The 25,429-nt window shown below is 59.0% G+C and carries 23 protein-coding genes; all 23 read right to left on the bottom strand.

The annotated features are described in order from the left end of the window. Positions 1–4: 4 nt before the first annotated feature. Positions 5–1,000: an alpha-ketoacid dehydrogenase subunit beta gene (locus tag Q8X51_RS25600; RefSeq protein WP_183702066.1), complete on the bottom strand. Its 996-nt coding sequence runs from the start codon at positions 998–1,000 to the stop codon at positions 5–7. Further along, positions 997–1,980, bottom strand: coding sequence for a thiamine pyrophosphate-dependent dehydrogenase E1 component subunit alpha (locus Q8X51_RS25595; protein ID WP_407694275.1), 984 nt, complete (start codon positions 1,978–1,980; stop codon positions 997–999). Before Q8X51_RS25595 ends, Q8X51_RS25600 begins: the two co-directional genes overlap by 4 nt. Positions 1,981–2,024: 44 nt before the next feature. Beyond that, positions 2,025–3,731 carry an FAD-binding protein gene (locus tag Q8X51_RS25590; RefSeq protein ID WP_407694276.1) on the bottom strand — a complete coding sequence of 569 codons (1,707 nt, stop codon included), beginning with the start codon at positions 3,729–3,731 and terminating at the stop codon, positions 2,025–2,027. After that, a complete protein-coding gene (locus Q8X51_RS25585) occupies positions 3,728–5,089 on the bottom strand; it encodes an aromatic ring-hydroxylating oxygenase subunit alpha (protein ID WP_407694277.1) in 1,362 nt (453 codons plus the stop codon). The genes Q8X51_RS25590 and Q8X51_RS25585 overlap by 4 nt, the downstream gene beginning before the upstream one ends. A 189-nt stretch (positions 5,090–5,278) precedes the next feature. Further along, positions 5,279–6,820, bottom strand: a complete 1,542-nt coding sequence (locus Q8X51_RS25580; RefSeq protein WP_407694278.1) for a class I adenylate-forming enzyme family protein — start codon at positions 6,818–6,820, stop codon at positions 5,279–5,281. Between the two features lie 120 nt (positions 6,821–6,940). Continuing rightward, positions 6,941–7,870 carry an electron transfer flavoprotein subunit alpha/FixB family protein gene (locus tag Q8X51_RS25575; protein WP_407694279.1) on the bottom strand — a complete coding sequence of 310 codons (930 nt, stop codon included), beginning with the start codon at positions 7,868–7,870 and terminating at the stop codon, positions 6,941–6,943. Between the two features lies 1 nt (position 7,871). Beyond that, entirely contained in the window at positions 7,872–8,621 is a 750-nt protein-coding gene (locus tag Q8X51_RS25570; RefSeq protein ID WP_407694280.1) for an electron transfer flavoprotein subunit beta/FixA family protein, read from the bottom strand. Between the two features lie 82 nt (positions 8,622–8,703). Continuing rightward, positions 8,704–9,714: an alpha/beta hydrolase gene (locus Q8X51_RS25565; protein ID WP_407694281.1), complete on the bottom strand. Its 1,011-nt coding sequence runs from the start codon at positions 9,712–9,714 to the stop codon at positions 8,704–8,706. Positions 9,715–10,214: 500 nt separating this feature from the next. Further along, a complete protein-coding gene (locus Q8X51_RS25560) occupies positions 10,215–11,081 on the bottom strand; it encodes an alpha/beta fold hydrolase (RefSeq protein WP_407694282.1) in 867 nt (288 codons plus the stop codon). 1 nt (position 11,082) lies between these two features. Further along, positions 11,083–12,213 (bottom strand): acyl-CoA dehydrogenase family protein, encoded by a 1,131-nt coding sequence (locus Q8X51_RS25555; RefSeq protein WP_407694283.1) that lies wholly within the window; start codon positions 12,211–12,213, stop codon positions 11,083–11,085. Between the two features lie 79 nt (positions 12,214–12,292). Continuing rightward, a complete protein-coding gene (locus Q8X51_RS25550) occupies positions 12,293–13,489 on the bottom strand; it encodes an acyl-CoA dehydrogenase family protein (RefSeq protein WP_407694284.1) in 1,197 nt (398 codons plus the stop codon). Between the two features lie 9 nt (positions 13,490–13,498). Next, on the bottom strand, positions 13,499–14,368 hold the full coding sequence (locus Q8X51_RS25545) for a MaoC/PaaZ C-terminal domain-containing protein (protein WP_407694285.1): 870 nt from the start codon (positions 14,366–14,368) through the stop codon (positions 13,499–13,501). 48 nt (positions 14,369–14,416) lie between these two features. Next, a complete protein-coding gene (locus Q8X51_RS25540) occupies positions 14,417–15,334 on the bottom strand; it encodes an SDR family oxidoreductase (RefSeq protein WP_407694286.1) in 918 nt (305 codons plus the stop codon). Positions 15,335–15,426: 92 nt separating this feature from the next. After that, positions 15,427–16,251, bottom strand: coding sequence for an enoyl-CoA hydratase (locus Q8X51_RS25535; RefSeq protein ID WP_407694287.1), 825 nt, complete (start codon positions 16,249–16,251; stop codon positions 15,427–15,429). Positions 16,252–16,262: 11 nt separating this feature from the next. Further along, a complete protein-coding gene (locus Q8X51_RS25530) occupies positions 16,263–17,426 on the bottom strand; it encodes an acyl-CoA dehydrogenase family protein (RefSeq protein WP_145338573.1) in 1,164 nt (387 codons plus the stop codon). 20 nt (positions 17,427–17,446) lie between these two features. Further along, positions 17,447–18,601 (bottom strand): acyl-CoA dehydrogenase family protein, encoded by a 1,155-nt coding sequence (locus tag Q8X51_RS25525; RefSeq protein ID WP_407694288.1) that lies wholly within the window; start codon positions 18,599–18,601, stop codon positions 17,447–17,449. Positions 18,602–18,603: 2 nt separating this feature from the next. Then, positions 18,604–19,800, bottom strand: a complete 1,197-nt coding sequence (locus Q8X51_RS25520; protein ID WP_407694289.1) for an acyl-CoA dehydrogenase family protein — start codon at positions 19,798–19,800, stop codon at positions 18,604–18,606. 14 nt (positions 19,801–19,814) lie between these two features. Beyond that, positions 19,815–20,960 carry a CaiB/BaiF CoA transferase family protein gene (locus Q8X51_RS25515; protein WP_407694290.1) on the bottom strand — a complete coding sequence of 382 codons (1,146 nt, stop codon included), beginning with the start codon at positions 20,958–20,960 and terminating at the stop codon, positions 19,815–19,817. Between the two features lie 2 nt (positions 20,961–20,962). Next, complete coding sequence (locus Q8X51_RS25510; RefSeq protein ID WP_407694291.1) at positions 20,963–21,814, bottom strand: SDR family oxidoreductase; 852 nt, start codon at positions 21,812–21,814, stop codon at positions 20,963–20,965. A gap of 4 nt (positions 21,815–21,818) precedes the next feature. After that, positions 21,819–22,610, bottom strand: coding sequence for an enoyl-CoA hydratase/isomerase family protein (locus Q8X51_RS25505; RefSeq protein ID WP_407694292.1), 792 nt, complete (start codon positions 22,608–22,610; stop codon positions 21,819–21,821). Positions 22,611–22,620: 10 nt separating this feature from the next. After that, entirely contained in the window at positions 22,621–23,421 is an 801-nt protein-coding gene (locus Q8X51_RS25500; protein WP_407694293.1) for an enoyl-CoA hydratase/isomerase family protein, read from the bottom strand. Between the two features lie 12 nt (positions 23,422–23,433). Further along, positions 23,434–24,231 carry an enoyl-CoA hydratase/isomerase family protein gene (locus Q8X51_RS25495; RefSeq protein WP_407694294.1) on the bottom strand — a complete coding sequence of 266 codons (798 nt, stop codon included), beginning with the start codon at positions 24,229–24,231 and terminating at the stop codon, positions 23,434–23,436. After that, positions 24,228–25,379, bottom strand: a complete 1,152-nt coding sequence (locus Q8X51_RS25490; RefSeq protein WP_407694295.1) for a thiolase — start codon at positions 25,377–25,379, stop codon at positions 24,228–24,230. Before Q8X51_RS25490 ends, Q8X51_RS25495 begins: the two co-directional genes overlap by 4 nt. Positions 25,380–25,429 lie beyond the last annotated feature (50 nt).

Below are 25,429 nucleotides of genomic sequence, written 5' to 3'. Positions count from 1 at the left end.
TTGATCACTTCAGCGTGGCGCGAATCGCCGCCTCGATTTGGTCCAGACCCGGGACATAGGCGTCTTCGAGCGGTTTGGAGAACGGCACGGGCGAGAAATGCGAGCCCACCCGTTGCACGGGCGCCTTGAGTTGAGCAAACAGTGATTCGTAGATGCGCGAGGCAATCTCGGCACCGACCCCGAAGGGTTTTACCGCCTCATGTACGATCACCGCGCGGCCAGTCTTGGCCACCGAGGCCAGAATGGTGTCGGTGTCCATCGGCGCGATGGTGCGCAAATCAATCAGCTCGACCGAAATGCCTTCCTCGGCCAGTTTTTGAACCACGGCGCTGGCTTCGAGTACGCGACGGCTGTAGGTGATCAGCGTCACGTCCTTGCCTTCGCGCAGAATATTGGCCTTGCCCAGCGGGATTTTTTTGCCGCGTTCAGGGGCATCGCCGGGCGTCCAGTACGTCGGCATGTTTTCAATGAACAGCACGGGATCATCGTCCTCGATGGCCGAGAGCATCAGCCCGTACGCATCCGCAGGGCTGGAAGGAGCCACTACCTTGATCCCGGCGGTATGAGCGAACCAGGCTTCCAGATAATCAGCGTGTTGGCCGCCCGTACCAAAGCCGGCACCGGTCATGGTTCGAATAACCATCGGGACATGGGTCTGGCCACCGGACATGAAGCGCAGTTTGGCCGCATGGTTGACGATCATGTCCATGGCCACGGTGGTGAAGTTCATCAGCATGATTTCAGCCACCGGCCGCATGCCGACAATCGCCGCGCCAATCGCCGCACCAATGATCGCCTGCTCGGAAATAGGCGTAGAGCGAACCCGAGAGTCGCCATATTTGGTCGACAAACCACGGGTGACACCCACGATGCCGCCCTCCTCTTTATCGCCGACGTCTTCGCCGAGAATAATCACATTCTCGTCCGCGGCCATGGCGTCATCCAGGGCCAGGTTGACGGCCTGGATCGTATTGAGCTTGGTCTCTACTTTCTGGTTCATGCGCTCACCTGATCCTTGTAGATATCGCGATCAAGTTCGGCGAGATCCGGATATGGGCTGGAAAGTGTGAATTCGACGGCCTCATCGATATCGCGCTCGATGCTGGCTTCAAGGGCGGCCAGTTGGTCTTCGCTGGCGTTGCCGGTCGCGATCAACCATGTGCGAAACAGCGGCACCGGGTCTTTGGCGATCCAGGCGTCCTTTTCACCCTTGTCCATGTACGCATCGACATCGCCGAACACGTGACCATGAAAACGGAAGGTCTTGGCTTCGATCAGCGTTGGCCCGCCACCGTTGCGAGCGCGCTCAATGGCGTCTCTGGCGGTGTTGTACATGGCAATCGGGTCATTGCCGTCGACCGTGATACCGGGCATGCCATAACCGGCAGCCCGCATCGAAATGTTCGCCACCGAGGTGCTGTAGGCATATTTGGTGTGCTCGCCATAACCGTTGTTTTGGCACACGAACACCACCGGCAACTTCCAGACCGACGCCAGGTTCAACGATTCGTGGAACGCGCCGATGTTGCTGGCGCCATCACCGAAGTAGGCAATCGCCACGCGTTTCTCACCGCGAATCTGCGCCGCCAGGGCCAGCCCGTTGGCAATCGGCATGGAACTGCCGACGATACCCGTGGTGACCATCACGCCTGTGGCCGGGTGTGTCACGTGCATCGGGCCGCCCTTGCCTTTGCAGGTACCGGTGGCACGGCCACCGAACTCCGCCCACAGGTCTTTGAGCGGGATGCCCTTGGCGATCATGTCATGTACGCCACGGTAGATCGTGCAGATGTAATCGTCATCAGTCAGGTTCGCCGACACCGCTGACGGAATGACTTCCTGTCCCCGGGGCGAGTAGTACGGCATGACTAACTTGCCGGACTTGATCACGGCACGAAAACGCTCATCGTTCTGTTTGATACGGGTCATGCGTTGGTAGATGTCGACCAGCGTACCGCTGTCTGGAAGTGTGCCTGCCATGAGGTGAATCTCCGTTAAAACCGTCACGAATGGATTCGAGGGGGTTACCAGATCTTTTCCACACCGGCCGAGTGCTGCGCGGCGATGTAGGCGAAAATGAACGAGGCCGCAATGCTGGTGCCCGCACCTGGATAGCACCGCCCGGTGACACCTGCCGTCGAGTTACCGGTGGCATAGAGTCCTTCGAGGGGGCTGCCGTCCTCTTTGAGGACACGGGCATATTCATCAGTGACCAAACCACCGGCAGTGCCCACATCGCCCGGGTACATACGCACCGCGTAAAACGGCCCTTCTTCAATGCTGCCCATGTTTGGATTCGGCTTGACCGTTGGGTCGCCGTGGCAGCGGTCGAAGGCGCGGGAACCTCGGCCGAAATCCTCATCGACTCCGCTTTGGCAGAAACCGTTGAAGCGCGTCACCGTCGCAGCCAAACCCTTGCGATCAATACTGCATTTGCGCGCCAGTTCGTCGAGGCTGTCGGCCTTGATCATGTAGCCGCTGTCCAGCCACTGCTGGGGAATCTGCCCAGGCATCGCGGTGCCCCAGGGGTAGAACTTGCGCTGACGACTATCCATGACGACCCACGCTGGCACAGCCTTGCCGGTCTCGGCCTGACGTTTGTACATGCGCTGGCCGATTTCCATATAGGCACCCGCTTCGTCACAGAAACGCTGGCCGTCCTGATCGACCATGATCGAGTACGGCAGCGACAAATCCAGGTGATGCATGAAGGGCAATGGCTTGCCTTCCGGCGTCAGCGCGCCTTCCGGGAAACTTTCGTTCGGGCCCAGGGACGTCACGACCCACCAGGATTCGTCCATGCAATCCACGGCGGCCCCCAGTTTCATCGCGGCCTGAATAATCTCGCCGGTATCGCCCAGGTTGGCGTTGGTCCAATCGGCCGACGACGGCTGTGGCTGATACTGCTTGCGCATGGCTTCATTACGCGAGAAGCCACCAACATTGATCAGCACACCCTCACGCGCTTGAATGCGAACGGGTTTGCCCTCGCGCTGCGCCAGCACCCCGGCCACACGACCGTCTTCGACGACAAGATCAGTGACCGGGGTTTCGGTCCAGATCGGCAATTTGTTCCGCAAGGCGATTTGTAACATGCGCCCTTGAATCGCAGCCCCGCCGCCGAGCAACTCCTGTTTCAGCAACTTCTGCTTGAGGATACGCAGGCCCAGTTTCATCGCCATGCGCTTACCGGCCCAGGTGCGCTTCATCAGAAACAACGTCGGGTATTCGTTGGTAGTGGCTGGAATACCGGCTCCGCGGTAGCGCGAAAGCTTCTGGGTCCATGCTCCCAGTTCATTGATATTGAATAGCTTGGCGATCAACGAGCGACCGCGAGGTTCGCCACCTGGACGCTCGTCGTAATAGTCTGACCATCCATCGGCGTACTCGAACGCCATGCCTTTGCGCTCAAGAAAATCGACCATGATCGGACCGGTCTTGAGGAACGCCTCACGACGGATCGGCGATGTCGACGGACCGTCATAGGTGACAGTGCTGTCCATGTATTGCCGAGCGCGTTCATAGGAGTCCTGTACGCCATGCCGTTTCATCACGGCATTGTTGGGCACCCACCACACGCCCCCGGAATACCCGGTCGAACCGCCGACCTTGTCTTGCTTCTCGATGATCAGGGCTTTTTTGCCCAGTTGCTGCGCCATGAGTGCAGCGCACATCGAACCGCCGCCACTGCCGATGATCACCAGGTCATAACTCTCCTGCCAATCGCTCATCGAGTGGTCCCCTTGCCATTGATGTACTCGGACAGCTCACGATGGAAGTTGGAGATCGCTGTTTCCTGCAGCGGGTTGGTTCGAGAACCGACAAAACCACGGGACTTCATGCCTTGCTGCACTTGCCCCATGTTCATGAAATCCTGGCTGAGGATCACGCCAAAGTTTTCCGCCGTATCGACTTTCCAGTCATCCACACCGTGATAAAACTCACGGTTGAGTTTTGGCTCCTTGCCCGGCGCATAACGTTTGAGCGACCAGATATCAAAGATGCACGAGTCCGGGTTATCGCCGTCCGGGCGGGAGCGGTAGAACAATGCTCCATCCGGGTACAGCAGGAACACCAGGTTCGGAAATACGTGCCAGTCCGTGCCGGCGCGCCCCATTTGCTCGAAGGAAATGTCCGGCCAACCGGCGCCATCGGCAATGGCCGCTTCCCGCTGAAACTCCATGGCTTTGGAAAGCACCAGGAACTGATCCTGAGTCGGCTCAAGCTCCGTCATCAGGCGCTTGGTGGCTTCGTTGTCACGGTCAGTGAAGATGGCCTTCAACTGATCTTCCATCAGTTGGTAGAACTTGACCATGCCCGGGCGAATGTCTTCTGGAATCGGCTTGCCCGTACGCGAGGAAGGTGTACCCGGCATGCGCACTGCAGTCGAATAGCCGAACATGCCGTGCTTGCCGAAGGCGAAGCTGCGGGTCACGTCGTCACCTTGGGTATCAAGGATCTGCGGGTGAGTGGCCGCCACGTGGTAGCCCTCGCTGAACGCTTCCTGGGCAACTTTCCAGTTGCACGGCAGCTTCACCGACTTGTACCAGCGGTAGCGCATTTTCTCGAATTCGTAGCAATCGGTAATTTCCGGCACCGGCGCCAGGTACTGGGCCAACGGCTCGGCTTGCGGGTCCATATTGATGAACACGAAGCCGCCCCAGGTGTCGACCAGCACCTCCTTGAGCGCAAGGTCTTCCTTGCTCATGCTGGGGCAGCCGGCCCAATCGCTCTCGTCAAGAATGCGCAGCACGCTGCCGTCCAGGTTCCATTGCCAGCCGTGGTAGTTGCAGTGGAACTTGGTGACATGGCCGCAGCCCGTGGTCAAACGCCGACCCCGGTGCTGGCACACGTTGTAGTAGGCCTTGATTTTGTCGCCGGTCAAGCGAGTGATGATGATTGAGTCACCGACCACATCAAAGGTCACGTAATCGCCGACGTTCGGGATTTCCTCAAGCCGGCAGGCGACTTGCCAGACTTTCGGCCACATGCGCTCGTTTTCAAGTTGCAGGAACTGGGGAGAGATGTACCCGTCACGCGGGACGAAGTCTTCTCGAATCGGCTGAGGAGCCTCTTCATGAACAGTCATCAGAAATCCTCCGGTATCTGGCAGCGCACTGCCTTTTATTGTTTTCGGTACAGGACTATCTATTTGAAGCACATCGAATGGCGCAGAAGAGCGTTTTGTGAACAATGTTCAAAAATATAAACGGCAAGCAAATAGGTGTCAATGTACTTCTCCAGCTAATCATTTGCGCAATCGCCTGGCTGCGTACGTTTAGCTGGAAGCCGTGCGATAGCGCTCACGCAGCGCTATCTTGTTTACCTTTCCACTCGGCAGCCTAGGCAGCTCGTCGACCCAGTCGACACTCGCAGGTTTCTTGTAACGGGCGATAAGCGTGGTACAGAACTCGATCAGTTCGGCTTCGGTAACTGATATGCCAGGGTTACGTACAGCCACCGCCTTCACCGCCTCTCCCCATTTCTCATGAGGGACGCCAATGACCGCAACATCGACCACGCCCGCATGATGCATGAGGGCCTGCTCAACCTCCTGGCAGTAGATGTTCTCGCCACCGGAAATAATCATGTCTTTCTTGCGATCGACCAGGAACAGAAAGCCAGCTTCATCCATCCAGGCCATATCGCCGGTGCGCAGCCAACCATCACGTAACGTCTCGATGGTGGCTACGCTGTTGTTCCAGTAATACGCCATGTTGGAAGGCGAACGGATCCAAATTTCACCCGGCGTACCGCAGGGGCAGTCCTGGTCCTGCTCATCCACCACGCGGATGTCGCAATAGGTCATGGCCTGACCGATCGAGCCCAGGCGACGCACCTCTTCGGCACTGCCTTCGAGCTTGTGCAGGTGGCGCGGCAACACGGTCCCACTGGTTTCGGTCATGCCCCAGGAGTTGACGAATATTTGCCCGAGCAGCTCGACGCCACGCTTGAGAACAGCCACCGGCATGGGGGCTGCGGCGTAGAGGATGGTTTCCAGACTCGACAGATCGAAATCACCGATGTTCGGCAAATCGAGAACTTGCTGAACGATGGTGGGCGCCATATGGACGGTTTCGATCCGCTCGCGCTCGATAGTACGCAACACTTCTTCCGGCTCGAACTTGCGATGCAAGACCACGCAGCCGGCGTGCCAGAACTCCGACAGCATCATCGAAATACCACCGGCGTGAAACATTGGCATCATCACCAACATACGGCCGTTGGTGCGAATATCCATGGTTGCGGACTGGTTCTGAGCCAGCGCAAGATCGCCCCGTTGTGAGCGTGCCGCACCTTTGGGCCGCCCCGTGGTTCCGCTGGTGTATATCAGATGGACGATATCCTCGGGCAGCGCGCGAAGCCCTGGCCCCGCCGGATCCCCCGCTGCCAGACTCTGCTCATAAGGTTGTGCCCAGGTCGGGCATTCGCCGATGCAAAGGTAGTGCTCGATGGCAGGCAAGTCGGGGCGCAACGCATTAACCAATTCAGCGTACTGCGCTTCAAAGATCAACACCGACGGTGCGCTGTCGCTCAGGATGTACTGCAACTCCGGGGCAGCCAGTCGAAAGTTGACCGTGGCACAGATAAACCCGGTCATTTGGCACGCGGCAAACACATCAAAATACTCGTTACAGTTCATCGCCAGGACCGCCACGCGATCCTGATGCCGCATGCCCATGCGATGCAGGCTTGAAGCCAGACGCAAACCGCGCTCCAGCAACTGGCTATAGGTGATGCGACGATCCTGATAGACCACGGCTTCCTGCTCTGGAAACAGAAGAGCGTTGCGCTCCAGCAGCTCTGCAAGCGTTTTCAAAATAGCTCCCCCAACCTGAACATCCGTTTCCTGCCTTTTATAGTTATGAGTCAAGAGTCCGCTATACCATCGGAGTTTGGCAACACACCGCAGCAGCTTTCCCGACGCAGGCGGTTGAAACTAGCCGAGTGCTTCGGCCATTTCGGGTACCGCCTCGAACAAGTCCGCCACGAGCCCGTAATCCGCGACCTGAAAAATAGGGGCGTCAGGGTCTTTGTTGATCGCAACGATAAAATTGGAATCCTTCATGCCCGCCAGATGCTGAATGGCGCCTGAAATACCCACAGCAATATAGAGTTCAGGCGCGACAATCTTCCCGGTCTGTCCAACCTGATAGTCGTTGGGCATGAAGCCGGCGTCCACAGCCGCGCGCGAGGCACCGACCGCGCCCCCCAAGGTGTCGGCCAGGTTTTCCAGGAGTTTGAAGTTGTCCGCGCTACCCATGCCGCGACCACCGGAGACCACAATGGAAGCAGCCGTCAGTTCCGGGCGATCCGAGCGGGTTAGCTGCTGGCTGATAAAGCGCGACAACGCAAAGTCCGCCACCACCGGAATCGCTTCGATAACGGCCTGCCCACCCGTCACGGCGGGATCAAAACCCGTGGTGCGAATGGTCACCACGGTGATGGGATCGCAGGTCTGGACAGTCGCCAGGGCGTTGCCGGCATAAATCGGTTGAACGAAGGTATCGCTCGCCACGACCGCGATCACATCCGACACCTGGGAGCTGTCGAGCAGAGCTGCGACACGCGGCATAAAGCTCTTGCCTACCGCACTGGCCGACGTGACGATGTGGCTGTATTCACGCGCCCGCTCAAGCACCTGAGCCGCCAGGTTTTCCGCCTGTGCATAAGCGTGTTCGATACCATCGGCCTGCAACACGCGACTCACACCGGTGATGCTCGCAGCTTCTTGGGCGGCGCCTGAACATTCGTGCCCGGCGACCAGCACGTGCACGTCGCTGCCCATCTGCAAGGCCGCTGTCACTGTATTGAACGTCGCGCTCTTGAGCGAACGGTTGTCGTGTTCCGCAATTACCAGGACAGCCATATCAAATCACCTTTGCTTCCAAACGAAGTTTATCAATCAACGCCTTCACGTCAGCGACCAGCACCCCGCCTTCACGCGCCATCGGCTCACGCACGCTGAGTGTTTTGAGACGGGGCTCAAGATCCACTGAAAGCTCTGTCGCACTCAGCATTTCGAGGTTTTTTTTCTTGGCTTTCATGATGTTGGGCAGTGAGGCATAACGCGGGGTGTTGAGGCGAAGGTCTGTGGTGATGACCGCAGGCAGGGACAACGCCCGGGTCTCCAAACCGCCATCCACCTCGCGGGTAACCACGACGGTGTCTGCCGACAGTTCGACGTTTGAAGCAAATGTCGCTTGTGGCCAGCCCAACAGCGCGGCGACCGCTTGACCGGTCTGGCAGGCGTCATCGTCGATGGCCTGCTTGCCAAGAATCAACAAGCTTGGCTGCTCACGTTCACATATCGCCTTCAGCGCCTTGGCTACGCCCAGCGGTTGCACCTGAAGGTCGGTTTGCACCAGAATCGCCCGGTCCGCCCCGAGGGCCAGCCCGGTCCGCAGCACATCCTGACAAGCCTGGGTGCCGATGGAGACCAGCACCACTTCGCTGACGATACCGGCCTCCTTGAGCGCTACCGCTTCTTCCACGGCGATTTCATCGAAAGGGTTCATCGACATTTTTACGTTACTCAGATCAATACCCGAACCATCAGGCTTGACCCGCGGCTTGGCGTTGTAATCGATAACCCTCTTGACGGCGACCAGCACTTTCATATCGGACCTGCCTGACAACCTGAATGATGTTCAGCATACTGAACTCCGTTCAGGTTATCTGTCAATCCTGAAAACGTTCAGCTCAAACGTCAGCGGTGACCATCATGGCCCAGCGCTGGATCCTGGCCCACAGGGTGAGTCGGGTCGAGGCGAAGTTATGCATATGAGCCATCGAGGGCACGACAAAGACCGAAACGTCGCAGGCCTTGGCGAACGCACTGGGTTCCAGTTGCGGATGCTGGCTGACATCCCGCTTACCCATGGCCATCAGCACAGGGACCGTGATCAGTTTCGCCTCTTCACGAATAAATCCTTCAGACATCATCGCCAAGGCGCAGGGCGGAATGGTCCGACTGCCAAACAGAGGGACGTTGAGTCGGTTGGGGAAGCCACTGCCCATATCGGCATCGAGGATGTCCTTAGGAACGTCTTCCCAGTGGAAGGGGTAAACAAAATCCACGCTTTGCATGCTTGCTTGCTGTACAGACAGATCGGCTGGAGTGGCCTCTCGCCCGTGATTATGGGTAGTGATAACACGCTTCATGTCCTCGGGATTACGCTGTGGCAATACCGTATGCACTGCGCTGTAGCCCAACGCCGCCACCGCATCAAAGGTCGCGTGCCGCCCTTGCATGACCAGCGTGATGCAACCGCCCATCGATTGACCGATTCCCACCTTACGCAGCATTGGCAACGCTGCGTAGCCCTGGGTCAACGTGCCGTTGCGCAATAGCTCGATCACTTGACGCACCGCGCTGTCATTCGCCGCAGCCAGGTGCTCCACGGTATAGGCACCGAGGTGCTCCGTGGAGCTGTCGCCAACGCCCAGATGATCGTAGGCAATGAAAATCACCCCCTGCCCGCAGTGATATTCGGCTTCGCTGTAGCCTGCGTGGCCGGCAAATGACATGTCGTAATAGTGACGCGTGTAGCCGCCACCCGGCGAGGCGAAGATAGCGACCGGCGGCTGGGTCAAGCGGTCGACATCCGGTAAATACACCGTCATCGCCACCCGATGCGGGCCTGGCAGGGGAATCACTGCACTGACATCGACGTGCATATCCAGGCGTGCGCTGATAGTAGAAGCACTCATAGATCACTCTCGTTTTTGTTGTGAGTATCAAGGATGGGGAGCATGTAGATTCGCGCCATACGTCGGCACTCCCCTATGAGGAACTTACGGCATGTGATTTATATTTGTAAACACCGTTCACAATAACTGAATAGTGTGGGAGGATGATTGCGTTCGAGGCCTTATCGACACCAGCGCAGGTTGCGGTTGGAACAGGTGCTGGACTTTCCAATACACTGCTAACAGGCAGGTAAAGACATGAAAACAATAATAAGCACGTCTTTTTTGTTTCTTTCGATCATAGTGTTTGCAGCCGCGACCAATGAAATTCGCATCGCGAATCCTCAGGCGGCAATCAATAATTGCAAGATGAATCCCCTTCAGTGCGTCACACCACCCGTGAGCTTTGCCTCACTGCGTTGAGGCGTCGGCTGTCATCTGAGCTCATCAGCGCTCGCGCGCAACCGTTGCTGCGCGCGAGTATTCGACTGCCCAGCGGTATCCAGCCCCCGGGACTCACCTCAGGACAACAACGCCCGTAAAGTACTGATCAAGCCCAATGGCTGATCCATCATCAAATGGTGATGCCCCTGCGGCATGACTACCGGTCCTCTGGCATTGGGCAGTGTCGCCAGGACTGCGCCAATACGTTCCGCACGGGCGCTGCCGACCACCTGGCTGAGCTCACCACAGACGAAATCCAGCGGCACCTTGATCTGTTGCAAGACAGACTCACCGTCGCGTTCAAATAGTGCGAACGGCAGGTCGGGATCGAACTTCCAGGCCCACCCCTGTTCGGTCTCACGCAACGAATACCGTGCGATGTATTCACGCGCCCATTGATGGGCCGGCTGCTCAGGCATCAGACGAAAACGCTGCATCGCGGTGGAGGCATCCGGATAGACATTGCCGCCGTATTGACGCTGCACAGGTGGCGTGTCGGTGTCGATAAACGCGACATAGCTGTCGACCACCACGGCGCGATGAATCAGCTCAGGGCAGACCGAACACGCCCGAAGTACGCGGGTACCGCCGTAGCTGTGGCCCACCAGGGTAGCGGTGCCCATGTCGGCGTGTTCGATCACCGCTCGCAAGTCTTCGAGGAACACTTCAGCGCTGTAGTGTGTCCGCCAGGCGCTGTCGCCCATGCCGCTGAAGTCCAGGGCAAACACCCGATAGTTTTCACGAAAAAACGGCGCGATAAAGTCCCACCAGTGCGCATGTCCACGGTAGCCATGGGCAAACAGCAACGCCGGTTTGTGCCGTTCCTCTTCGTTCCAGGCCAGGTAATGCACCGCGACGCCATCGCTTGTAGCGAAATGAGAGCGTGCGGGACACCCGATAGCCTGGTCGAACCAGGCCGGTGCTTGCTCATTGAAGGTCGTCATATCACAGCAGTTCACTGTAGCGTTCGACATGGTGATCGGCGTCTCCCCAGGTCATGTCGATGCAGGTCAGACGCTTGAAATACCAACCCACCGCCAGTTCATCAGTCATGCCCATCCCGCCGTGCAATTGCACCGCCTGTTGTCCGATGAGGCGCCCTGCCCGCCCGATCAACGCTTTGGCGGCCGACACCGCCTTGCGCCGTTCCAAGGCCGGCCCGTCGAGACAGGATGCCGCATACAGGGTGATTGAGCGGGACTGTTCGACATAGCCCAGCATGTCGGCAAGTCGGTGCTGAAGTGACTGAAAGCTGCCAATCGCCTTGCCAAACTGCTTGCGGGTCTGCAGGTAGTCGACGGTCAGTTCGGTGAGTCGGGCCATGCAGCCCACGGCCTCGGCACACAGGGCAAAGAGACCACGATCAACCGCCCAATCCAGGTCGTCGAACCCCAGATCAACCCGGCCGAGCACGGCTTCAGCATTGACGTGGACATCGCTGAGTCTGATCTCGGCGACACGTTGACCATCGAGCCCGGAAAAGCCCCTGATTTCAACACCAGCCGCTGTGGCGGGGACCAGGAACAGACTGACACCCTGCCGGTCGCGCTGCTGGCCAGAGGTGCGCGCAGAAACGATGAGCCAATCGGCCGAATCACCATGTGCCACCACGGCTTTTTGCCCGTTGAGCACATATCCATTATTCGAACGCTTGGCGTCGGTCAAGACATCACTCAAATCGAAACGAGCCTGTGGCTCCAGTGCCGCAAGCGCTACGCGCAACGAGCCGGCCGCCAATTCGCCGAGCAAATCGTTCTTGAGTGCGTCAGTGGCCGATTTACCGATCAGCGCTGCACCGACCACAGCGGTGGGCAGATACGGCTCAAGCAACAGACCCCGGCCAAACGCCTCCATGACCATCATGGTTTCTGCCGGCCCGGCCCCCAGCCCGCCATAAACCTCGGCAACGTTCAACGCCAACAACCCGGTGTCGGCCAGGGCGGCCCAGTGTTCCGTCGACCAACCTTGTGCGGTCTGCGCCAGATTGCGGCGGTTTTCAAATGCGTACTCCCGCTCAATGAAGCGGTTGACCAGGTCGGTCAGCATTCTTTGTTCTTCGTTCAGCGAAAAATCCATGGCAGTACCCTCATGGCCAACCCATCTGCAGGCTTGTCGCCCCAGCGTCGTTCAAGTGAATGGGCCGGTCCGTCGACAGTCAGAGACCAAGCGTCAACTTGGCGATAATATTCTTCTGCACCTCGTTGGAGCCGCCATAGATCGAAATCTTGCGCCAATCGAGGTAGTGCGCCGCCAAGGCGTTGAGCAACTCGCCATTGGCCGTGTCGACCTGCGCATCGGCCTCCACCGCCTCGCTGGTGAATGGCACGGCGTAAGGGCCGGCACATTCCATGATGAGCTCGGTCAGGGTCTGCTGGATTTCCGACCCACGCACCTTCAGCAGTGACGCTTCGATGCCCTTGCTTTGCTGCTTCTGCTCCTGGTCGATCAGGCGCAGTAGAGACCACTCATGGGCCAGCAACTCCATTTCGATACGCACGACCTTGTCGCGAAAGCGCACATCTTCGATCAGTGGTTTTCCGTGTTTGCTGACGCTGGCGGCAATTTCCTTCAAGCGCCGCATGAAGCGCTTGCAGTTACCCAGTCCGGCAATGTTGGTGCGTTCATGACCCAGCAAATACTTGGCGATGTTCCAGCCGCGGTGTTCTTCGCCCACCAGATTCTCGACCGGGACCTTGACGTTATCGAAGAACACTTCGTTAACGTCGTGGCCACCGTCCAGGGTCTTGATCGGGCGCACCTGGATGCCGGGAGTGTTCATTTCGATCAATAGAAACGAGATACCTTCCTGCTGGCGTCCCGACGCATCGGTACGCACCAGACAAAAAATCCAATTGGCCCATTGGGCAAACGAGGTCCAGATTTTTTGACCGGTGACGTGATAAAAGTCCCCCTCGCGTTCGGCCCGGCAGCTCAGTGACGACAGGTCAGAACCCGCTCCGGGTTCCGAATAGCCCTGACACCACCAGTCCTCCATGCTGAGAATGCGCGGCAGAAAGCGATCCTGCTGAGCCGTGGTGCCAAACTTCTGCAGCACCGGCGCGACCATCGATAGCCCGAACGGCATTTGTCTGGGTGCGCCGGCATAGAAACATTCTTCGTCGAATATATTGCGCTGGGCTGAGTTCCAGCCGGCACCACCGAAGGACTGCGGCCACGCTGGCGCGCCCCAGCCTTGGGCGGCGAGAATGCGCTGCCAACGAACGTAGTCTTCACGCACCAGGTGCTTGAAGTTGAGCACCCGGTCGCGAATGTCAGTCGGAAGTTGGGTGGCAACGAATTCACGCACCTGCTGGCGGAAGGCTTTGTCTTCCGCGCTTTCACTTAGGTTCATAGGCTTATCTCAACTCAGTATGATCAGGCCGTTATTCAGCACGATTACATCGCGCGCATCGATCCGCGCGAGCAAGTGCCATTGACCGTTATCACCTTTCCAGAACTGAAAGCGCAGGGTCTCGCCGGGATAGACCGGTGCGGTAAACCGCGCGGCGACACGCTTGAGTCGACTGGCATCGCCACCCGCGAGACAACTGATCGCTGCGAACGCCGCCATGCCGTAAGTTGCCAGACCGTGCAGGATCGGCTTGCTGAAACCGGCTTTGGCCGCTATCTCCGGGTCCGCGTGCAGCGGATTGGAATCCCCCGACAAACGATAAATCAGGGCCGCCTGGGCCGGAGAGGTCAATTCGAACTCTGCGTCGGGTGCCCGTTCAGGCACTGCCGGCAACCCCGCAGGAGGGGTGTCGGTCACGCCTGAAACTTCACTGAAGCCACCGTCGCCACGTAAAAACGAGATCTGTCGGGTTTCGGCAATCCGCTCGCCGCTGGCGGTGTCGATGATGTCGCGCAACAGCTCTACAATCGCGCCCTTGCCAACGCCCTTGTCGCAGATCCGGCTGACCCGGGTACGGCTGGTCACCGTGCCACTGGTTGGCATGGGTTTGAACAAGCGGGTGTCTTGCTCACCGTGAACCAGTTTGAGGTAGTCGATACCGGTCTCGGGATTGCGCATCCACGATTTTGGCCAGGCAATCGCTGCCGCCAGGGTCGGCACAGCTTGCAGGTCTTTTTCGTAGGTGAACCTCAACTGGTTGGCATCCATAGGGTCGCCCCCCACTCCCAGACCCAGTGCGTAGAGGATGCTGTCGCGCTCAGTCCAGGTCTGGGTGACGTCTTCTATGGGCCAGTGTTTGACTTTGTCGTAGTTCAACATGTTCGGGTCCTCAGGATTTCCAGGCGCGGTGATGGGTTGACCGACGGTTCAGATCGGGTCCCAGCTGTAGACTTCATGCGTCTGTTGCAACGGCAGGAAACTCGCGCGCAACGCCGGAATAGCGTGTTCGGCGACCGATTGCGCGGTCCAGCCGGCGTCGCGGTGTACTGAACGAACCACCCGTGGCTGGCTGACCAGCATGATTTCGTTGGAGCGCACATAGAAAATCTGGCCCGAAACATCCTTGGCCGCATCACTCGCCAGGAACACCGCCAAGGGCGCCTGCTTGGAGGGGTGCATCATTTTTTCCATGCGTTCGGCTTGCAGCTTTTTCTCCGGGGTGTCGGTGGGGACCGCGCCGATCATGCGGCTCCAGGCGGCCGGCGAGATGCAGTTGGAACGTACGCCAAAAGCCGCCATGTCCAGCGCTATCGCCTTGGACATACCCACGATACCCAGCTTGGCGGCGGCATAATTGACCTGCCCGACGTTACCCACCAGGCCGGTGTTGGAGGTCATGTGAATGTAAGAGCCGCCGTTTTGCTGGCGAAAGTGCGGCGCAGCAGCACGCGCCAGGAAAAACGAACCGTTGAGGTGAACGTTAAGCACCGCCAGCCATTCTTGTTCGTCCATCTTGTGGAACATACGGTCACGCAGAATGCCCGCGTTGTTAACCACCACATCAATGCGCCCAAAGGTGTCCATGGCGGTCTGCACGATACGGTGCGCGGAATCCCATCCCGCAACGCTATCGGTACTGGCCACGGCATCGCCCCCCAGCGCCTTGATCTCGTTGACCACTCGCTGCGCAGGGCCTGCATCCTCACCCTCGCCGTGTACGGAAGAACCGAGGTCATTCACCACCACACGGGCACCTTCAGCCGCCATTTCCAGGGCGATGGCACGACCGATGCCGTTGCCGGCGCCACTGACGACTACAACCTTACCTTCCAGCATTGCACTCATATCTGCGTCCTCTTGTCATTATTTGAGCGCCGGGAGCAGTTCCCGCCACGCTATCGATAGCTTTCGTCTGGCCTGTAGCCCACGGGTGGTGCTTACAGGTCATCCGGGAATTCGGGTTTGCGTTTTTCCATGAAACTGGCGATGCCTTCTTTGTAGTCGGGGCCCTGATTGGCAATCGGCATGTCCAACCCGGCGCTCATCACCGCTTCATGACAGGTCTGGAATGGCACCTCCCAGAGTTGCTGCTTCATCACTCGCATTGAACGAGGAGAACAGTTCTCAGCCAGGTCCCGGGCATAGGCGTAGGTCTCTTCGACCAACCGATCTGCCGGGATCGCCCGGTTTACCAGCCCCATGCGCTCGGCCTCACGCCCTTTGATCTTGCGGCCCGACAACAACAGGTCGAGGGCATGGGCATGGCCGACGTGGCGCTCAAGAATCCACGCCATGCCATATTCCGCCGTCAGCCCGCGACGCGCGAAGGCGGTGGTGATGGTGGCGTCTTCGGCCACAAACCGGATGTCGCAGAACAGCGCGTGAATCAGCCCGATCCCGACCGTAGCGCCATTGAGCATGGCGATCACCGGCTTCGGAATCGCCGGGTAGTAGGAACAGCGCGTTTGCCAATCCGGACGCTGGCGCATGTCGAACGGGCGCGGGAGCTTGGTCATCAAGCGGTTCGGGTCGCCGCCAAAGCTGTTGATGTCACCGCCGGCACAGAAGGCCTTGCCAGCGCCGGTGAACACGATGACCCGCACGCCTTTATCCGCACCGGCCTTTTGCATCGCCTCATAGACGTCGGTAGCGACCGCGTCATTCCAGGTGTTGATCTGATCGGGTCGGTTGAGAGTAATGGTCGCAATGCGATCCTTGACCTCATACAGAATCGTTTCATAGCGAGGGGCTTCAACGCTCATGGGTGACTCCGTCAGAAAGAACGTGGCAGACCGAGGATGTGCTCGGCCACGTAGGAAAGGATCAAGTTGGTGGAGATGGGCGCAACCTGATACAGACGCGTCTCTCTGAATTTGCGCTCGACGTCATATTCACACGCGAAACCAAAGCCGCCATGGGTTTGCAGACAGGCATTGGCGGCTTTCCAGGACGAGGTCGCCGCCAGGTGCTTGGCCATGTTCGCTTCGGCGCCGCACGGTTGATGACTATCAAACAATGAGCAGGCCTGGTAGCGCATCAGGTCGGCGGCGCGAATGTCCATGTAGGCTTCGGCGATGGGGAACTGGATGCCCTGGTTCTTGCCGATCGGTCGGTCGAACACGATGCGGTCATTGGCATACTGAGTGGCGCGGTCAACAAACCAGTAGCCGTCACCGATGCACTCGGCAGCAATCAATGCGCGCTCCGCATTCAGGCCATCGAGGATGTACTTGAACCCCATGCCTTCTTCGCCAATCAGGTTTTCTTCCGGAATCTCCAGGTTGTCGAAAAACAGCTCGTTGGTCTCGTGGTTGACCATGTTCGGAATCGGCTGCACGGTCAGTCCGTTGCCGATGGCGCTGTGCAGGTCGACCAGAAAGCACGACAAGCCCTCGGACTTTTTCTTCACATCAGCCAGCGGCGTGGTACGCGCCAGCAGAATCATCAGGTCCGAATGCTGTACCCGGGAGATCCAGACCTTCTGCCCGTTGACCACGTAGCGACCGTCTTTTTTGACGGCCATGGTTTTCATTTTGGTGGTGTCGGTACCCGTTGACGGCTCGGTGACCGCCATGGACTGCAAGCGCAATTCACCACTGGCGATTTTCGGCAAGTACAGCTGCTTTTGTGCTTCAGAGCCGTTACGCAGCAGGGTATTCATGTTGTACATCTGGCCGTGACAGAAGCCGGAGTTGCCGCCATTACGATTGATCTCTTCCATGATCACCGACGCTTCGGTGAGTCCCAGACCCGAGCCACCGTACTGCTCGGGGATCAGCGCGGCCATCCAGCCGGCATGGGTCAGCGCATCGACAAAGGCTTCCGGATAAGACCGTTCATGGTCGATCTTGCGCCAGTACTCGTTCGGGTATTCGGCACACAGGTCGCGCAAGGAGTCGCGCAGGTCACGGTACGGATCGTTGTTGGCGTGTTTCATCGTGTTCTTCTCCGGAAAAATCAGGCGTTCTCTGCGATCAGGCCGCCATCGCGGGCCAACTGCGCCAAGTGATGGTCTGTATCACCGAACATGAATTCGAGCATCGACAGGCGACGCATGTAGTGGCCGACCTGACACTCTTCGGTGACACCGATGCCGCCATGCAACTGCACTGCTGTTTGCGAGACGAAACGTGCCGAACGACCGATTTGCACTTTAGCGGCGCAGATCGCCCGGCGGCGTTCCAGAGGGTCCGGGTCATTGCTCATCATGCTGGCGTAAAGCGTCATGCTGCGTGCCTGCTCGGTCATCACCAGCATGTCTACCGCCTTGTGCTGCAGACTCTGGAAGGAACCGATGGCCACCCCGAACTGTTTGCGCACTTTGAGGTACTCCACAGTCATCGTCTGCGCTTGTTCCATAGCACCCACGGCTTCAGCGCACAGGGCCGCAATGGCGGCATCGACCGCCTGCTCGATTGATTTAAGGGCCTTGCCGGCTTCACCCAACAGGGCCGCCGGGCCGACCCTGACCTGGGACAAACGGATGTCGGCGGCGCGCAGTTGGTCCTGCATCCGGTAGCCACGACGTGAAACGCCTTCGGCCTGCGCATCGACCACAAATAAAGCGATGCCGTCGCGCTCACGTCGGCCACCGCTGACACGGGCCGAGACCAGCAGCTTGTCGGCGCAGTCGCCATGCAGCACGAAGCGTTTGGCGCCGTCAAGAATCCAGTCATCACCGTCTTGCCGGGCGGTGGTCGCCACGTCAGCCAGGTCATAGCGGGACTGGTCTTCACTGTGGGCAAAGGCCAGCAGCAGTTCTCCAGCGATCAACCCCGGCAGCAAATCTGCACGTTGTGCGGGGCTGGCCGATGCGCGTAGCAACCCACCCGCCAGCACCACCGTCGCCAGGTAAGGCTCAAGCAGCAGGGAGCGCCCCATGGCCTCCATCACAATCATGGTCTCCACCGATCCACCGTCGAAGCCGCCGTCCTCTTCCGAAAACGGCAACCCGAGCAGCCCCAGTTCGGCAAACTGCGCCCACAACCGCCGGCTCCAGCCGTCTGGCTGCACCAGGTAGCGCCCCCTCTGATCAAAGCCGTATTGATCGGCTACCAGACGCTCGACGGCGTCCTTGAGCATGCGTTGTTCTTCGTTAAGATCGAAATTCATGCTTAAAGCCCCAGCAACGTCTTGGCGAGAATGTTGTGCTGAACTTCATTGGAGCCACCAACAATGGAGACGTGGCGAACCCAGTAGTAATTCGGCGCGATGGTCAGGGCCCAGTCATGCTCGCCGGACGCCGTATTTTCGCCAGTGACAAACGACAGATCGAACTCCAGTGCGTTGTAGCCGGCGACCTCCATCAACAACTCAGTGGCCGCCTGTTGCAGTTCGGAGCCTTTCATTTTGAGGATCGAGCTGCGCGGATCCGGGACGTGACCATATTTTTCGCTGTCCGCGATAACGCGCATCTGGGTCATTTCAAGCGCTTTGAGTTCCACTTCAATGGACGCTACGCGCTCGCGAAAGCGCGGCTCGTCCGCCAGGCAACCATCACCGATGCTCACGCTGCGGGCCAGTTGCTTGGCGCGCCTTACGCGAAACTTCGACAGGCCCACCCGAGCAATCCCTCCGCGCTCACTGCCCAGCAGGAATTTGGCGACATCCCACCCCTTGTTCACTTCTCCAATGACATTGGCGACCGGCACGCGCACGTTGTCGAGGAACATTTCGTTGGTTTCGTGATGCCCGTCCAGGGTGATGATCGGACGGACCGTGATACCCGGCGTGCGCATGTCCATCAGCAAAAACGTGATGCCCTGTTGTTTTTTCGCCGTGGCATCGGTACGTACCAGCATGAAACACCAGTCGGCATGGTGCGCGGTCGAAGTCCACATTTTCTGGCCGTTGATCACGTACTCGTCACCGTCACGTACCGCGCTGGTGCGCAAGGAGGCAAGGTCCGACCCTGCGCCCGGCTCCGAAAAGCCCTGGCAGAACCAGTAGTCCATGTTGGCGACACGCGGCAAGAATTCGCGTTTCTGCGCCTCGGTACCAAAGGCAATCAACACCGGACCGATCATGTTCATATTGAACGAGATCGGTTCTGGCGCCGGTGCCATGTGCAACTCTTCCTTGAAGATGTATTGCTGGGTTGCGGTCCAGCCCTGCCCCCCCCATTGCGGGGACCAGGCAGGGGCTGCCCAACCCTTGGCGTTCAGAATCCGCACCCAGTCGACCATCTCCTCTTTGGAGATGCGCTGGCCAGACTCCACCTTGCACCGAACTGCCACCGGCAGCGCACTTTTAAGGAACGCTCGCACTTCATCGCGAAAGGCGACTTCCTCAGCCGTAAAGCGTAGATCCATGGAGACATTCCTTCTCAGTCGATGATGCCTTCGCCACGCAATGCGGCAATTTCGCCAGCACTGAACCACGCGGCGAGCGCGGCATTGGTGTTCTCAGGGGTAACCGGTTTTGGCGCCGTCGGGGTCGAAGGCTCGCTGCGAGAAAAACGCGGTGCAGGGGCTGGCTGCACTACGCCATCGACCTTCACGAACGTTCCGCGCGCTTTAAGATGTGGATGCTCGGTCGCTTCGGTAAAGCTCAGTACGCCGGCCGCACAGGCGTCGCTGGCCTCCAGCAGGCTGACCCACTCGTCACGGCTGCGGCTGAGGAAGCGCTCGGCGATAATCTGTTTGGCTTTAGGCCAGGCGCTACGGTCCATCTGTGCCCCCAAGCTGACGGGATCAATATCCATCAGGCTCAGCAGCTGATCGTAAAACTTGCTTTCGATCGGTCCGACGCTGATGAATTTTCCGTCCTTGCAGGCATAGCAGTCATAGAACGGTGAACCGCTGTCGGTGATGTTGGTGCCCCGCCCTTCTTTCCATATACCGGCGGCGAGCATGCCGAAAAAGGTGGTTGCCAAGTGCGCCGCACCATCGACGATGGCCGCATCGACCACCTGGCCTTTGCCGGACTGCCGAGCTTCCAGGACACCCGCCAAAATACCCAGGGCCAGGTACAGCGAACCGCCCGCATAATCCCCCAATAGATTAAGGGGAATGGTGGGGGGTTGACCCTCACGACCAATGGCATCGAGCACCCCTGTCAGTGCCAGGTAGTTGAGGTCATGACCGGCATACGTTGCCATCGGGCCTGTCTGGCCCCAGCCCGTCATACGCCCGTAAATCAGTTGAGGATTACGCGCCAGGCAGTCATCGGGCCCCAGCCCCAGACGCTCGGTGACACCGGGGCGGAAACCTTCGATCAGCGCATCGGCTTGTTCGACCAGCTTAAGCACGGTCTCTACGCCCATTGGATCCTTGAGATCCAGGGCAATCGCATAGCGGTTGCGCAATAACGTGTTGTATTGCAATGGGCGCTCGATCCCCAGCTTGACCGGTTCCTTGCGATCGACCCGAATCACGGTCGCGCCCAGGTCGGCCAATAGCATCGCGCACATTGGCCCAGGACCGATGCCGGCCAGTTCGACCACCTTGAAGCCGGTTAGCGGGCCGGCCATGGTTATTTGCGCCCCTTGTTGCGCATGGCGTCCCACTGATCTTCGGACCAGTCCTGCATGGCACGGGCAGTCGGGCCGCCAACGCCCTGCATCCAGCGTCCGCCATCAATCACGATCATTTCACCGGTAATGTACCCAGAGCCATCACAGGCAAGGTAGCTGTACAGATCAGCCAATTCCTGATGCTCACCAAAACGCCGCAGCGGCACACTCAGGTCTTGCGGTTCCACTTGAGAGCCTTGCGGATAGAGCTGTTCCCAGGCGCCCGGCGTCGGAAACAACCCAGGCGCCACGCAGTTCAAGCGAATGCCTTTAGGGCCCCACTCCACCGCCAGACTGCGGGTCATCGCCAGCACTCCGGCCTTGGCCGCCGCGCTGGGGGCTGTGAATGCCGAACCAGTCATGGTCGGCGTTGACACCGTACTGATGACATTGCCCCGGCGGCCTTCAGCGATCCAGCGTTTACCTGCGGCGATAGCGCAATAGAAGCTGCCATGCAGCACGATATCCAGCACTGCATCGACCGCCCGAGACGAAAGGGTTTCGGTGCGCGCGATGAAATTAGCCGCTGCGTTGCACAACAACACGTCCAGAGGGCCGTCCCGCCAGATAGTTTCCATCATCGTTTCGACCGATTCGGCGTCGCGTACATCGACCTGCACTGCGCTGACGCGAACTCCCGGCATGGCCTCGCGGAACTCGGCCAGTGTCGCGTTCAGGACCTCCAGGCGACGCCCGGCGATCACCAGTTCGGCACCCAGTTCCAGGTAACGTCTACCGATGCTTTTACCCAACCCTGTGCCGCCACCGGTGATCAGGATTTTCTTTCCGGCCAACAAATCACTTGCATACATAGCATCAGTTCCCGCTAAAGGTCGGTGGGCGTTTTTCCATAAAGGCCGCAACGGCCTCCAGGTGATCCTGGGTCTGGCGGGTCAAGGGGTTAAGATCGACTTCCCGACGCCAGGCGGCGCTGATGGTGTTACTGCCATTGACCAGGCTGGCCTTGAGCAACGCGAGGCTCACGGGCGGAAGTTGTGCCAGCTGCGAGGCGCGCGACAACGCCAGGGCCAAGGCCTCACCGGGCTCGGCGACTTGATTGAACAGGTCGATACGCCCAGCCTCAACGCCATCAAAGGCGGCGCCACTGAGCATCAATTCCCGCGCCTTACCACCGCCCACTTTTTGCGGCAGGGTCCACAGCAAACCGGTATCAGGAAGCAAGCCGACCTTGACGAAGGCGCAGGAAAGCTTCGAAGCAGAGCTGCCGATGGCCAAATCGCAGGCTGCCGCCAGCGAGACCCCGGCGCCCATGCAATTGCCTTCGACGGCGGCAACCACAGGTTTGCTTCCCGTGAAGATCATGCGAAACAGGCGCGTGCCGATGGCGATCCGTTCACGCATGGCGAGCAGCGACGGTTCTACAGAGGTCATCTCCGACAGGTCCCCCCCGGTACAGAAATGACCACCAGCGCCGGTCAGCACGATGGCCCGACTCTCGCTGTCTTCGTTAAACAGAGTATGGAAGGTTTCCAGTAGCGCCAGACGCATCTTCATCGAGAACGCATTCCTGCGTTCCGGGCAGTTCATCGTGACCACAGCCACCGCGCCTTCGCGGTGCACCTGGACGATGTCGTTGTGTTCGCTCATCGGTATCTCCCTACTGGCCGGTGAAGACAGGCGCGCGTTTCTCGATAAAGGCGTTGGCGGCCTCCAGATGGTCTTGGGATTGGCGCAGCAATGGCTGAAAGTCGATTTCGGCACGCAATGCGGCATCCATATCATCGGCACCGAAGGTCAGTGCGGCCTTGAGCAACGCCATGCCCAAAGGCGGTTGTTTGGCCAGCTCCTTGGCATACGCAACGGCTGCCGCCAAGGCTTGCCCAGGCTCAACCAGCTGATTGACCAAGCCAATACGCGCCGCTTCGACGCCATCGATTTCGCGCGCCAGGGACAGCAGTTCACGTGCTTTGCTCATACCGATTTTTTTCGGCAGCGTCCAAAGAATGCCGGTGTCGGGAATCAACCCGATGCGCAGGAATGCCGCGCAGAAACGTGCCGAAGAAGACGCCACGATGTAGTCGGTTGCCACGGCCAGCGACAGGCCAGCGCCGAACGCAATGCCCTCTACTGCACAAATCACCGGTTTCGGGCCACCCAGCATGTCGCGCACGACCTGACAGGATTCATCGAGTATTTCCCGGCTTTGCAACACCGTGCGCTGGACCATTTCGGAAATATCGGCACCCGCACTGAACTGGCCGTCGGCGCCCGTCAGTACGATGGCCCGCGAATCCGGATCGGCCACCAACAGGTGATGGAGGGTGTCGCGCAGGGTCAAGCGCATCTGCCGGCCCAGCGCATTGCGTCGCTGCGGGTTAGCAATGGTCACGATCGCGATTTCACCCTCGCGAGTGACCTGGATACGCTCGTCCGCATGTTTCAGGTTGAAAGCATTCATGTCTGCTGCTCCTTAGTTGCCGACGAAAACAGCAGGGCGTTTTTCCATGAAGGCTTTGGTCGCCTCGACGTGGTCCTGGCTGCGACGCAAAAGCGGTTGCAGATTGACTTCGGTTTCGATCGCTTCATCCAGTGAATCGATACCGTTGGCTAGTGCAGTCTTCAGGTGCGCAATGGCCAGCGGCGGCATCAGCGCATACTCATGGGCAACCTTCAGCGCGGCGGCCAACGCCGTCCCCGGCTCGACCTGTTGATTGGCAAAGCCGATGCGGGCAGCCTCTTTTCCATTGAACTCCTGGGTGGTCAGCATTAATTCCCGGGCCTTGCCGGCGCCCACACGCTGGCTCAGTGACCAGAACAAACCCGTATCCGGCATCAGCCCCACCTTGAGGAATGCGCAGGCGAAGCGGGCATTGGATGCGCAGACCACATAGTCGCTGGCCGCTGCCAGTGATACCCCAGCACCCATGGCAACGCCTTCGACGGCAGCGACTATGGCTTTGGGGCCTTCGACCATTAGCTTGAAAATGTCCAGAGGCAACTGGTTACGTTCGCGGTATTCCAGAACGGTGCGCGCCTGCATCTCGGAAATATCGCCACCCGCGCAGAAAGTACCGGCGGCACCTGTTAGAACAATGGCCCGGCACGGATCGCGGTGCATCAGCTGATTCAGACGTTTAAGCAGGGCTTGGCGCATCCTCAACGAGAATGCGTTGCGACGCTTGGGGTAGTTGAGGGTAACGATAGCCACCGCGCCTTGATGCTCGATGTAAACGATGTCATCCGAAGCCACGTGTTCAGAACTGCTCATAGTGTGTCCGCCGTACCAAGAATGAGGGTCGCCTGGCTGGACAGAACGCCGCCGTTACCATGGGCAATCGCCAGTTTCGCCTGCGGGACTTGCCTCGCATCGCACAGCCCCATCAGTTGCTGCGTGGCTTCGACCATGGTGAACAGCCCGTACATCCCGGGGTGCACACAGGAAAGACCGCCGCCATTGGTGTTGACTGCCAGATGGCCACCGGGGGCAATGCCTCCATTGGCGACAAAGTTGCCGCCCTCGCCCTTCGGACAAAAACCCAGGTCTTCGAGAAACAGGATCGGGTTGATGGTGAACGCGTCGTACAACATCACCACGTCGACATCAGCAGGCCCTACGCCGGCCATGGTGTAGGCGCGCTGTCCAGACTCGCGCGCCGCCGTCACGGTGAGGTCGGCCATGGAAGCGATTTCGCGGTGGCTGGTGGCCGAACCCGCGCCCAACAGGTAGGCCGGTTTGCTGGCCAAATCCCGTGCACGATCGGCCCGCACCATGACCACGGCGGCAGCACCATCGGTCACCAGGCAGCAATCGCGCACGCTCAGTGGGTCGGACACCATCCGGGCGCCGAGCACATCATCAATGCTCAGGTCATCACGCATGTAGGCCTCAGGGTTGAGCTGCGCCCATTTGCGGGCCGCCACCGCCACCTCAGCTAAATGCTCGCGGGTGGTGCCGTACTGGTGCATATGGCGAGCGGCTGCCAGGGCATAAGACGACACGGGATTCATTGGACGGTAAGGCGTTTCCCATGGCGAGGGTCGCGAGGACTGAATCAGTTTTCCGGAGGCGCTTTTCTGGTTACTGCCATAGGCGATCAACGCTACGTCAATCTGCCCGGTCGCCAGGGCCATCGCCGCTGTATGAGCATAAATCTGGAACGCAGAACCGCCGGTACGGTTGTTGTCGGTAAACGTCGGGTGAATACCCAGGTATTCGGCAAAAGTCAGTCCAGACAACATGTCATCCGGCACACACACAAACAGTCCATCGACGTCAGCCGGGGTTAATCCCACCTGGGCCAGTGCCTTGACGCTCGCACTGGCGGCAAGGTCCATGGAAGAAAGGCCGGGCGCTTCACCGATACCGTAAGTGGCAGCGGCAACAATTGCCGTACGCCCACGCAAGTTGTAATCCATAGGGTCCTGCCTTGTTGTTATGGCTGCAGGTAAATAGAAAGACACTGGCT

The sequence above is a fragment of the Pseudomonas sp. Yb2C2 genome, from assembly GCF_052112325.1.
GTDB classification, from domain to species: domain Bacteria; phylum Pseudomonadota; class Gammaproteobacteria; order Pseudomonadales; family Pseudomonadaceae; genus Aquipseudomonas; species Aquipseudomonas marginalis.
The sequence above is the reverse complement of the archived record's forward strand: the minus strand, read 5'-3'. Positions and strand labels throughout refer to the sequence as shown.